Below are 11,685 nucleotides of genomic sequence, written 5' to 3'. Positions count from 1 at the left end.
GGAGACGAGGCAACTATGGCTAAAGTCGTCGTTACCGGCGGGAGCGGCATGCTGGGGCGCTACGTCGTACGTGAATTCGTCGAACGTGGTTACGAGGTGTTGAATGTGGACGTTCGGCCTTCGGAAGATCCGGTTTGTCCGACGTTGATCGTCGATCTGGAGCAACTTGGCGAATGTTACAGTGCACTTACCGGCGCGGATGCGGTCGTACATCTGGCTGCGATTCCGGCCGCGCATATCCGCACGCCGGAGATCACCTTCCGCAATAATGTCATGTCCACGTATAACATTTTGCAAGCTGCAGAGGGGCTTGGCATCCGAAAAGCAGTGATCGCATCAAGCGAATCCTCTTACGGCATCGTCTTTGCGATTCATCCGCCCGCCCCTAAATATGTACCGGTGGACGAAGCGCACCCGCAGCTCCCCGAGGACAGCTATGGCTTGTCCAAGGTGGTGAACGAGCTGACGGCGGACATGTTCCACCGCCGATCGGATATGCAGATCGTATCCCTACGGCTGGGCAATGTGATTCCGCCGGAACGTTATGCGTCGTTTCCGTCCTTCATCCACGACCCGGCCGAACGGGAACGCATCTTGTGGAGTTATATCGACACGCGCGATGCGGCGACCGCCTGCCGGCTAGCCGTCGAAGCGGAGGGCCTTGGCGCGGTAGCGCTGAACATCGCCGCGGACGACTCCAGCATGGCGATTCGCAGCCGGGATCTGATGGCTGCCCGTTATCCAGGCGTGGGCGACTTCCGAGCACCGCTCGAGGCTCACGAAACGCTGCTCAGCAACGAGAAGGCGAAACAGCTGCTCGGATGGCAGCCCGTCCATTTCTGGCGGGATGAAGTCAAGGGTTAGCCCGCTCCTGCGGCTATATACGCCAAAGACCCGGCACCGCGATCAACGGAGCCGGGTCTTTTTTCATGGAGTCTCCTATACCCCAAAGCCGCACTTTTCTGATATCTTAGAAGAAGTCATGAATTTCAATCCAACTTCAATCAGGAGATTACCCATTTATGCGCAAACACATCGTAGCCATCGACATGGATGATACCATCTGCCACCTCGTGCCAAAGGCGATCCACTATCACAATTTGCAGTTCCCTGACCGCCAGTTGACCATGGACCAAATGATCAGCTTCGACATGACGGGGATTTGGCATCCCGAATGCAATGAAGACCTCTTCTTTGGGCGCCCCGGCTTATATGAAGAGCTGGAGATCTTTGATGAGCATACCGTAGAGGAGATGCGCAAGATCGCAAAGGACCACGATGTAATCATCGTTACGGCCGCCAGACCGTCATCGGTTCCGGAGAAATGGAACTGGCTGCAGCGCTGGATGCCGTTTATTCCGTTCGAGAATTTCTTCGTTGCCAAGCGGAAAACGCTGCTGGACTTCGACCTGCTGATCGATGACGGTCCACATAATCTGCTCCCTGCCAAAGAAGCCGGAAGATTAACCATCGGCATCCCCCGTCCGTGGAATGCGCCAATCCAGGAGCAATTCCTCATGAGGGACTCATGGGAAGGCATGAGTGAATTGGTGAACCGCCTGTTAGCCGAGCGTAGCGCAAGATAAAGAGACCCGGCCTTTACTCTAGATGCCCCCGAATCGGTGCCGAGGTCGGTTCCCCGAAGGAAACGTTGAACTGGCTGCGAATTTCAATGCCTTCCTCCAGGAATTCGATTTCGATACTTAAGCGAAACGGCGTCTCAATCCGCTGGATGCTAAGCAGCAGCGTGTCCGACGACTTCCAGGTGAAGGAAGCCGCAATCTGCTCCTCCTCTTCGAACAACGTCGTCCGCCCAAGTCGCCAAGACTGCCGACCGAGTTCAACCCGGTGCTCTCCGCGTTTGTCTTGGATATCCAGCACGGCCGTATCTCCATGAATTTCGATTCGCGTGCTTTGCAGGTCCAGGGCGTTAGGTTCCAGCAGGCAACGATTGCTGTTGCCGAGCTCAGCCTCCCGCACAGAGCCGGGCTCGATTCGAGGCGGCTCTATATAAAGCCCTTCCAGTACATGCTGCAGATCTTTCTCCGCCGCCGCATCCTCGTCGGCCAGGCTCCCCTCGCCCTTGTCAAAAGCTTTAAGCAGATGCTCCCATACTCCGTTCAATACACCTTGCAGATCGTTGGTGCCGGACGTCATAGCGAGAACCGCCTCTTGCTCCGGCAGAACGATACAAAATTGTCCAAACGCCCCGTCCCCCCGATAGACCCCGTGCCGGCAGCGCCAGAATTGGTAGCCGTAGCCCTGCGCCCAATCGCTGTCTCCGCCATCTCCGTTAGAGATTTGCTTGGAGGTCGCGGCGTCAATCCAGCTTTCCTCCAATAGCCTCCGCTCGCCCCACAGGCCTTTCTGCAAGTAAAGTTGACCGAATTTGGCGATATCCTCGGTGGTTACCTTGAGTCCGAATCCGCCGGTATTGATGCCGCGTGGACAGCTCTCCCATGTCGGATTGGCGATGCCAAGCGGCTCGAACAGGCGGGGCTGCAAATATTGAAGCAGCGTTTCCCCGGTGACATTCTGCAGGATGGCGGACAGCATGTAGGTGGCTCCCGTGTTATACAGGAAGAACGTTCCCGGCTGATGCTCAACGGGTTGTTCCAAGAATGCCCTCACCCAGTTTCCGTCTTTCACTCTGGCGAGCGGATCCATCGTATCGAAGGCGTGGCCCGTGCCCATCATCAGTAGATGCTTGATCTGCATCGCAGCTAGATTCGGCGATATTTCCTTCGGCACGTCCTCCGGGAAGAAAGAGACGACCGGATCTTCCACATTCAGCTTGCCTTCCTGTACGGCCATACCGATTGCCGTGGAGGTAAAGCTTTTGCTAAGGGAAAATAACATATGCGGCAGATCCGGCCCGTAAGGTGCCCACCAGCCCTCCGCCGCAACATGCCCATGCCGTACCAACATCAAGCTATGCAGTTCGATAGAATGCGCTTTCAAGTATGTTAAAAAGTCATTCACGTTCCGAGCTGAGATTCCCAGCTCCTTCAGGCTTTTTCTAGGCAGCGATTTCTCCGTAAAGACGGACATATCCACCTCTCCCTTCATTGGGCATTTTCCCCATCCCCATTATACACCTATAGGCTGGAGCCCGGTAAGCTTTGGTAAGCTTCATCTAGGGCCCCTGCTGCAACGAATAACCCCAAGGTGGAATTTTTTTCATTCGTCCGCCTATTAAGGGATTGACAATAGATCTCCAATTTTATATATTCGTTGTACATACAAAATATAAATTCTGATAAGTGATCCTCAAAAGGAGGCTTTACCAATGGCAAACGAATCAAAAAACACAGCCGCCGCTGCCGAAGCCGACGACGCTTTCCTGCATAGCTGCATGTACTTTACCACCAACCGTCTGAGCCGAGCGATCACCCGGATCGCCGACGAAGCGTTTGCGACGACGGGTTTGGCTCCCGCCTACGGCTATCTGATCCGTCTGGTCATCGTCAAACCCGGTATTACGCAAAAGGAGCTGTCCGAGAAGCTGTACATCACGCCGTCTACGTTGACGCGTTTTATTGACAAACTGCAGGCGAAGGGGCTTGTAGAACGCCAAGTCCAAGGGAAAACCGTGCTGGTTTACCCTACCGATAAAGGCCGTTCCCTTGAGCCCTCCCTTCGCGCAGCTTCGAAAAAACTGAAAGCCTCCTATGTGGCCGTTCTTGGAGAAGAATTGGCCGACTTGCTTACGTCGCAGCAAGAACAGGCTAGCGAGCAATTGGAACGGTAATTCCGTTCCTTACTCAAAACATTTGTGTGTACAAACAAAATTATAAATAGAGGAGAAACCTACGATGAATGAGATGAACCCTTCGCCTGAAATCAGGCCAAAATCACGTTTCTATTACGGCTGGATTATCGTCCTGCTTACGTTTGTTACCTTGCTCGTCTCGGCGGGCATTCGCTCCTTGCCAAGCGTGCTGCTCCTCCCGTTTCAGGATGAATTCGGCTGGAGCCGGGGCAGCATCTCGAGCGTCATCTCCATCGGCATCCTCCTGTACGGTCTGGTCGGTCCCTTCTCGGCTTCCCTGCTGCTGCGCTTTGGCTTTCGCAAAGTGATTATCTGCTCATTGTCTGTGCTTGGGTTAAGCCTGGCCGTCACTCCGTTCATCCATGCCTTATGGCAATTTGAGCTGCTCTGGGGCGTCGTTTCAGGCTTGTCCACCGGGATGATGGCCAACGTCTTGGGCGTCACGGTCAGCAACCAATGGTTCGCCAAGCGGAAAGGACTAATTATCGGACTGCTCACCGCAAGTGCGGCGACCGGCCAATTGCTGTTTCTGCCCCTGTTCGCAAAACTGACATCCGACCTCGGCTGGCGTTACGCCGTGTATCTTGCCGTCGCCAGCATTGTTGTCGTTCTGGTCGCCGTCGCGATCTGGATGCGTAATCACCCCTACGAGGTTGGCGCCGCCCCTTATGGCTCGACCGAAGTCGTCAAACCAGAGCCCTTCCGGGGCAACATCCTGATCGCGCCGTTGCATAATTTACGGCTGGCGATGAAGCACCCGACGTTTTGGCTGCTGGCTGGCACCTTCTTTTTCTGCGGCTTTTCGACCAACGGCCTCATCGGCACGCATTTGATCGCCGCCTGCGGAGATCACGGCATGCTGGAAGTTGCCGCCGCCGGACTTCTCGCGATGATGGGCATCTTCGATTTGTTTGGCACAACGATTTCCGGCTGGTTGTCGGACCGTTTCGACAGCCGTAAGCTGCTGTTCTGGTACTACGGCCTGCGCGGGCTCTCCTTACTTTTCCTGCCGTTCGCGCTGAACTCGGCTTCCCCCGCTATGCTCGTCGTGTTTTCTGTCTTCTACGGCCTCGACTGGATCGCTACCGTTCCGCCGACCGCCAAACTGGCGGGCGAAACGTTCGGGAAAGAGAGATCCGGCATGATCTTCGGATGGGTGGTCGTCGCCCACCAGATTGGTGCCTCCACGGCCGCGTACGGCGCGGGAGTCCTGCGCGACTGGCTGGGAAGCTACTCTCAAGCGTTCGTGATCGCCGGATTCGTATGCTTCGTGGCTGCGGTCATGGCGATGCAAATCCGCAAAGCACAAAGCCGGGCGGCAGAAATGGCCATGTAACCTTCCTTTTGCTCCTGCGAACATCAGGCTCTTGACGCCGTCAAACCGAGCATGGTATGTTCTTCTCAAATGAAGGCCATGTAACCTTAGGGTTCAACCTCGCGAAAGCGTTAGGTTGGACCCTTTTTTGCATGCCTATAAGGAGGTTCTTCTTAAATGCAAACGAAGGATAAACTGCTGTTTCGCCTGAATGAAATTGGGGCTGCTTTGGAAAATCGGGAAGATGCGCTCTTGCTACTCGGTCTGGGCTCTGTCGGGGCGGAGACTGACCGGCTTGATGAATTTTCGGACTTGGATTTCTTCCTACTAGTCGCCCCCGGAAGCAAAGAACGATTCATCCGCAGACTCGATTGGCTGGAGGAGACCCATCCGCTGAGCTATTCCTTCCTGAATACAGCGGACGGCTATAAAATTCTGTTTCAGGACGGCATCTATGGAGAATTCGCCGTATTCGAAGCACCGGAGCTGAAGGACATTTCCTATGCCGGCGGCAGGGTCGTGTGGAGAAATGCTTCGGCCGCCGACCTGGTGGTCCCCCTCGCCAATACGGGCCGGATTCCGCCATCCCGCAGCGAATCCGCCGATCATGCGCTAAACGAAGCGCTGACCAATCTATACGTCGGCCTCGGGCGCTATATGCGTGGCGAAAAGTTATCCGCGTTCCGGTTTGTCCAGGTTTTCGCGATCGACTCCATTCTTCGTGTGCTGCACCTGCTGGAGCCGGAGGTGGATTACTTCCCCGACCCGTTTGGGAACGAGCGGAGGGTGGAGAAACGCTTCCCCCGATTCGCAGAGCAGCTTCCTGAGATGACGCAGGGATATATCCAGCTTCCCGAATCTGCACTGCGAATATTAGACTATCTGGAGAGCGTGTACCCTGCCAATCGTCCGCTAAGCGATGCCATTCGCCATCTGGCACGACAGGCGATCGCTGGCCGATGATTTCCTCCAAATTTCGCGTTTGCCTATCCAACAACCGAACCGAAATATGCTAGAATAAAGAGCATCATGGTTGCGATAGAACTAACAGAAGGGGACGTCATCGTTTGGCACAATTATTTTACAAATACGGAGCAATGAACAGCGGCAAGTCTATCGAAATTTTGAAAGTAGCTCATAATTATGAAGAACAAAATAAGCCGGTATTGCTCTTTACCTCGGCGATTGATAATCGCGATGAAGTTGGTTTTGTCTCCTCGCGGATCGGATTACGCCGGCAGGCTATTCCTATTTTCCCGGATACGAACCTGTTTGATATCGTCAAAAATCATACGCCGCGCCTGTACTGCGTATTGGTTGATGAATGCCAGTTCCTCGGCGAGGACAGCATTAAGCAGCTGGTCCGAATCGTTGATGAGCTTGACATTCCCGTCATGGCCTTCGGGCTGAAGAACGACTTCCAGAACCAACTGTTCGAGGGCAGTCGCCTGCTGCTCATTTATGCGGATAAAATCGAGGAAATGAAAACCATCTGCTGGTTCTGCGCGCGCAAGGCAACGATGAACTTGCGTGTGGAGAACGGAAAACCCGTTTACACCGGCGAGCAAATCCAAATCGGCGGCAACGAGTCGTATTTCCCGGTGTGCCGCAAATGCCACACCAACCCGCCGCTGTAACTTCTTTCAAAAGTGAAACGGACCGGTATTGACCCGGTCCGTTTTTTGTCGCTAATCCATATCGTAAATCGTGCCGACCTTCAGCCCGTACAGCTCGTTGTAGATTTTTTCCGCGTAGGCGTCGGTCATGCCGGCAATATAATCGATGATCATATGCTCCCAAGTCCAGATCGGCTTGGCCTTGGCCTGGTCTCGGTCGAACCGCCGCAGCCAGTCGCCGGGAATGATCGATTTGCTCGTCTCCGGATCGACGAAAGCGTCCCACAGACGCTTGATCACCCAAGCGCTGCGCTTTTGCAGCCGCTGTACCCGCAAATCGCGGATCATCGTGACCCAGGCGAAGCTTTTCAGCACGCTGACCGTCCGCAGCATGTCCTGATCCTCTTGCCCCTCCTTGACGAACGTGACCTTCTGCCAATCCCCGTCTTTGACCACGCCTAGACTGCCGACGAACAGGCTGACCCAATAGGCCTTCACCTCCCGGCGCGTGCGGGAATAGTCCTGATCGCAAATCGGCATTTTGGCCTTCCATATTCGCAGGAAATCGTCCAGGACCTCAGCCACCTTAACCTGAACCTTGTCCGGCATCCATCCCACCCAGAACGAATCCTCCAAAGTCATGATTTTCTCGACAATCAACCGCTGAATATTTGAATCCTTGAGAAAATGCTCGTGCACCTCGATTTTCCCCGCCTTGACGCCGTCTTCAAGATCATGGGCCGAATAGGCGATATCGTCGCAAAGGTCCATCAACTGCGCTTCAAACGTCTTCTTGCCCTCCGGAATGCCCCATCGGTCGCGGATGGAGGAGATGTACTCCCATTCATGCAGATAAAGTCCCTTCTTGTTGATCGTACCGGGATACGGATATTTATTCGTTCCGAGCAGCACCGCATCGGATAAATTCAGACCGTCGATGTTTTCCCGCTTCTCCAGGAACATCATCAGCCGGAAATTGTGGGCGTTGCCTTCGAAATGCTCGTATTTTCGCCGGAGCGCCTCCCGGGTCTGCTGCTCTTCCCCCGGAGTTGGTAGTTTGCCTTTCAAGGCCGTCCGTACCTTCTCCTCGATCAGCTTCTCCAAAATTTGGTCCAGCACCTCTTCGCCCTTGTGCCCAAACGGAGGGTGCCCGAAATCATGGCAAATCGCGGCGCATTCCACCACCTCCGGATCGATGACCAAGCCCGGGTGCCGGGCTCGATCGACCGCTAGCTCCGGATACGCGCGCAGCAGGCTTCGCGCTGCTTCCCGGGCGATTTGCGCGACCTCCAGCGAATGGGTCAGTCGGGTCCGATAGTAATCGCCCGTACCGGCCCCAAACACTTGCGACTTCCCTTGCAGCCGGCGGAAGGTTGGGGAATGGATTAACCGCGAATAATCGCGTTCGAAGGTGGCACGGTTATTTTCATGTCCGATATTGTCCGGGTATTGGCGGTGCTCCCTTAGTTCCTGGATGTTCATGGCTCTTGCACTCCTTATCGCTTGCTCTCTTTTCTGTTATTGTAGCCGTCCGTAGCCGGAACATAAAGCGCCGGGTCTAAAATTTGTTGAATCACACAAAAACAACCCCGCATCGCGGGGCTATCAGTTCAGCCATTTCCTCCGTATCATTGATAATGATGGTCAATAACAGAGTGGGTAGTATCTTCTCACACCTCCTTTGCACGATTATCCCTTTCGTTCAGAATTGGGGGAATCGAGAGTGAGGCTGTTGCCTGATGCAACGGGATAATCCTCAAAGAAAGGGAACGGATAGATGAAATCAATTAAAGCCGGCCCCCTGAAAGGAGTATCCGGCTTCTTTTTACTATACGATCTATCAGCTCAGTCCCACCCACGCATCATTGGAATAGCCGCGCTGCTCCCAATATCCGACATGCTCCCCTTCGATCAGCTCGATTCGTGTCAACCACTTCACCGACTTGTAGGCGTACATTTTAGGAACGATCAGCCTTACGGGCCCCCCCAAGTCGCTCGGAATCGGCTTACCGTCGTGCATCACCGCTACCATGACATCTTCTAGGTCCGCCTGTTCCAAAGTGAGGGTATCGGTGTATACGCCGTCCCCCGAATAGAACTTCACCGTTTGGGCGCCCGGCTTCACGCCGGCTTTCTTGAGCAGCACTCGCAACGGAATCCCCTCCCAAGTATTCTTGTACACCGACCAGCCTGTGACACAGTGAAAATCACTGACCTGCACCGTACGCTCCAGCTTGAGAAAATCCTCCCAACCCCACTTGAACTTGTTGTTCACCAAACCGTCGATCGTAAACGACCAGTTCTCGTTGGAGAAGGACGGGATATCCGTCACCGTATAGACGCGAAAATGTCCCTGCGCCCCGCCGCCAACAACCTGCGCGGAGGCCGGCAGCGGCACCGGATTCGGAACTAGCCGATTGGCATTCTCCTCTAGCAGCCGGTCGACGGTACTCGTGCCGCCGATGCTGCCGAGAGAGCTGCCCAGCCATTTGAGAAAGGTTGGTCCGACCGTTACCGCCAGCCCGACGCCGATCGCCCCGCGGATAAAAGCTCGGCGGGTGTAGACCGGTTGGGGAGACGTTGGCCCTTGAGGTTGTTTGGCTCCTGTCTCCGCCTCTTTGCCTGCGGCGGCAGGACGCACTTCAGGCTGAATCGACCATCTAGCTGGTTCCTTCAGCCATTTTGTCCGGGTTAAGGAATGGTAGATGATATACGGCAACCCGATCCAGGTCAATAAGTCATGCAAGGTCAGTGCCGCATTGGACACCCTTGGCCCCACCGCTTTGAACTGCCACAGCAGCACGCCCGAGCCAAACCAGCCCAACAGCAATGCGAGGACCATAATCACGTTAAATCGCTGCCAGGGCTTCTGACGCAACTGCTTCCAGTGCTTCCCCGCTAACAGCAGGTAATACAAGACCGGGAGGATCGAGGCGATGCCTACCGCGATATGCAGCCATTTCAGCCAAACCCGACCCTCGCCCAGCAAACCGCGCCAAAACCCGCCGACCAGCAGCAGCCCTGTCAGGGCCAGAATCACGACGATCCAGCCGTTCCAGGCATGCAGGGCGACGAGTTTTTTGCCAAAACCCTTACGCAGGCCTTCCAGGATACCCTTCATTGCTCCACCGCCTCCTCAATTCGTTGAATCCGCCTCGGCATGCCTGCCATCGCCGGCCTCCAGCACCGTGAACCAAAACGCACTGCCCCCCGACTCCGCTTCATCCACGCCGATCTCTCCGCCATATTGTTCCACCAGCCGCTTGGCGATAGACAGCCCCAGGCCGGCGCCTCCGCTATCCCGGCTGCGGGAACGATCGGAGCGGTAAAACCGTTCGAAGATTCGAACCCTCTCTTCAGGAGGGACGCCCGCACCTTGATCCGTAATTGTAAACCGCACCCTCTTACCCTCTTGGCTGCCGGAGATCTCCATCGCCGAGCACGTAATCGTCCCGCCTTGGGGAGAATGCCTTACGGCATTTTCCAGCAGGTTTTGCAGCACTCGTTCTAGGTGCCGGGGCGCCATTCGGAGCTTTAGGGGCCGATCGGGCAACTGCACCGCCAACTGCAGCGACTTCGCTTCGCTAGGCTTGGCGAAACGCGGCAGCAGCTCGACGAGGACGTCCTCCGCGATCGAGAGCTGAAGCTCCTCCGCTTCCAGTCTTGCCGACTCCAGCGTCGACAACTCCAATAAATCCTGGATCAGCTCCCCAAGCCGTACCGTCTCCGTCCGAATGGTGGTCAAGTATCGGCGGAAGGCGGCCTCATCCTGTATGACATCGTCCTCCAGCGCTTCCACGTAGGACTGAACCGAAGCGAGCGGCGTTCTCAAGTCATGAGCCATGTTGGCGACCAATTCGCGTTGTGCAGCCTCCGCCGCCGAAACTCGATTGAAGCTGGCCTCGAGGCTGTCCCCCATGTGGTTGAACTGATCGGCCAACTGGCGGAACTCCTTCAACCCGGTATACTCGACCCGTGCCTTCAAATCGCCTTCAGCAATACGTCTTGCCCCTTCGCCGATCCGCTTAACCGAGGCTTCCAGCGGCCGTACCAACACGAAGTGCAGCAGCGCCGATACCAAACCCGCGCCGATCGAAGCGATCGTCAGCCAGACAAATTGCTCCCTATTCAGCAGCATATATCGATAAAACGCCAGCAGCAGCAGAATGATCATCGCGATGCTGACCAGGTTGGCCAGCAGGAGGTAGGACCGCAGCTTCATCGCTCCTGCCCCCTTGCTTCGAGCTTGTAGCCAATGCCCCACACCGTTTTGATCCAGTCCGGGGCAGAAGGGTTGGCTTCGATTTTTTCCCGCAGCCGCCGGATATGAACGGTCACCGTCGTTGTATCGCCGTCATACGCGACATCCCACACCTGGTTTAGCAGCTGGCTGCGCGAGAACACCTTGCCCGGATACTTCGCGAGCAGATGCAGCAGATCGAATTCCTTCATCGTCAAATCCGCTTCGGCTCCCTTGATCAATACCCGTCGCTCCTGCGGATAAATCTCCAGACCGTCAAACGCGATTACTGGCTCTACTCCCCCTTCGCCGGTGATATTCCGGGGTTCCGCCGCTGCAGTTGCTCCTGCCTGAATGCCGGATCGCCGCAAAATATTCTTGATGCGCAAGACCAGCTCACGGGGACTAAACGGTTTGGTCAGATAATCGTCCGCTCCCATGGTGAGACCCAACAGCCGGTCGGCTTCCTCGCCGCGGGCCGTCAGCATGATGATCGGCGTATCCTCCTGCTGCCGAATCCGGTCGCACACCTCAAGACCGCCAAGCTTCGGCATCATGAGATCCAGCACCAACAAGTCGGGATGATGATGCTCCCAATGTCGCAGCGCTTCGTCCCCGTCAGCGGCAACCCAAACCGTCCAGCCCTCCCGCTCTAGATAACGGCGGCAGACATCCGTAATATTTTGTTCATCGTCGGCAACTACAATTTTGGCGCTCACCCATATTGCCCCCTGGCCTGTGG

Annotated in this window: 11 protein-coding genes; 6 read left to right on the top strand and 5 right to left on the bottom strand. The window is 55.5% G+C overall.

Going from position 1 to position 11,685, the window contains the following annotated elements:
- Positions 1-15: 15 nt before the first annotated feature.
- Together IM700_RS00160 and IM700_RS00155 are read left to right on the top strand one after the other, a co-directional pair.
- Positions 16-864: an NAD-dependent epimerase/dehydratase family protein gene (locus tag IM700_RS00160; protein ID WP_193415770.1), complete on the top strand. Its 849-nt coding sequence runs from the start codon at positions 16-18 to the stop codon at positions 862-864.
- A 158-nt stretch (positions 865-1,022) separates the two neighbouring features.
- Positions 1,023-1,586: a 5' nucleotidase, NT5C type gene (locus tag IM700_RS00155; RefSeq protein WP_155606712.1), complete on the top strand. Its 564-nt coding sequence runs from the start codon at positions 1,023-1,025 to the stop codon at positions 1,584-1,586.
- A 13-nt stretch (positions 1,587-1,599) separates the two neighbouring features.
- Here IM700_RS00155 and IM700_RS00150 read toward each other — a convergent pair whose 3' ends face one another.
- Positions 1,600-3,051 carry a serine hydrolase domain-containing protein gene (locus IM700_RS00150; protein ID WP_193415772.1) on the bottom strand — a complete coding sequence of 484 codons (1,452 nt, stop codon included), beginning with the start codon at positions 3,049-3,051 and terminating at the stop codon, positions 1,600-1,602.
- A gap of 238 nt (positions 3,052-3,289) precedes the next feature.
- Here IM700_RS00150 and IM700_RS00145 point away from each other — a divergent pair, with 238 nt between their 5' ends.
- The 4 genes from IM700_RS00145 (at position 3,290) to IM700_RS00130 (ending at position 6,724) form a co-directional block, all read left to right on the top strand.
- On the top strand, positions 3,290-3,751 hold the full coding sequence (locus IM700_RS00145; protein ID WP_193415773.1) for a MarR family winged helix-turn-helix transcriptional regulator: 462 nt from the start codon (positions 3,290-3,292) through the stop codon (positions 3,749-3,751).
- Between the two features lie 64 nt (positions 3,752-3,815).
- Positions 3,816-5,108, top strand: a complete 1,293-nt coding sequence (locus IM700_RS00140) for an MFS transporter (RefSeq protein WP_239483466.1) — start codon at positions 3,816-3,818, stop codon at positions 5,106-5,108.
- Between the two features lie 156 nt (positions 5,109-5,264).
- Positions 5,265-6,050 (top strand): hypothetical protein, encoded by a 786-nt coding sequence (locus IM700_RS00135; protein WP_193415775.1) that lies wholly within the window; start codon positions 5,265-5,267, stop codon positions 6,048-6,050.
- Between the two features lie 104 nt (positions 6,051-6,154).
- Positions 6,155-6,724, top strand: a complete 570-nt coding sequence (locus tag IM700_RS00130; RefSeq protein ID WP_193415777.1) for a thymidine kinase — start codon at positions 6,155-6,157, stop codon at positions 6,722-6,724.
- Positions 6,725-6,775: 51 nt separating this feature from the next.
- Here IM700_RS00130 and IM700_RS00125 read toward each other — a convergent pair whose 3' ends face one another.
- The 4 genes from IM700_RS00125 to IM700_RS00110 all read right to left on the bottom strand — a co-directional run bounded on the left by IM700_RS00125 (position 6,776) and on the right by IM700_RS00110 (position 11,662).
- Positions 6,776-8,185: a deoxyguanosinetriphosphate triphosphohydrolase family protein gene (locus tag IM700_RS00125; RefSeq protein WP_193415778.1), complete on the bottom strand. Its 1,410-nt coding sequence runs from the start codon at positions 8,183-8,185 to the stop codon at positions 6,776-6,778.
- Between the two features lie 358 nt (positions 8,186-8,543).
- On the bottom strand, positions 8,544-9,824 hold the full coding sequence (locus tag IM700_RS00120; RefSeq protein WP_193415780.1) for a molybdopterin-dependent oxidoreductase: 1,281 nt from the start codon (positions 9,822-9,824) through the stop codon (positions 8,544-8,546).
- Positions 9,825-9,839: 15 nt separating this feature from the next.
- A complete protein-coding gene (locus IM700_RS00115) occupies positions 9,840-10,925 on the bottom strand; it encodes a sensor histidine kinase (protein WP_155606718.1) in 1,086 nt (361 codons plus the stop codon).
- Positions 10,922-11,662 carry a response regulator transcription factor gene (locus IM700_RS00110; protein WP_193415781.1) on the bottom strand — a complete coding sequence of 247 codons (741 nt, stop codon included), beginning with the start codon at positions 11,660-11,662 and terminating at the stop codon, positions 10,922-10,924. Before IM700_RS00110 ends, IM700_RS00115 begins: the two co-directional genes overlap by 4 nt.
- Between the last annotated feature and the right edge of the window lie 23 nt (positions 11,663-11,685).

The sequence above is a fragment of the Paenibacillus rhizolycopersici genome, assembly GCF_014947195.2.
In the GTDB taxonomy this organism is placed as follows: Bacteria; Bacillota; Bacilli; order Paenibacillales; family Paenibacillaceae; genus Fontibacillus; species Fontibacillus rhizolycopersici.
Note: the sequence above shows the minus strand (reverse complement) of the source record. Positions and strands in the feature narration are given on the sequence as shown.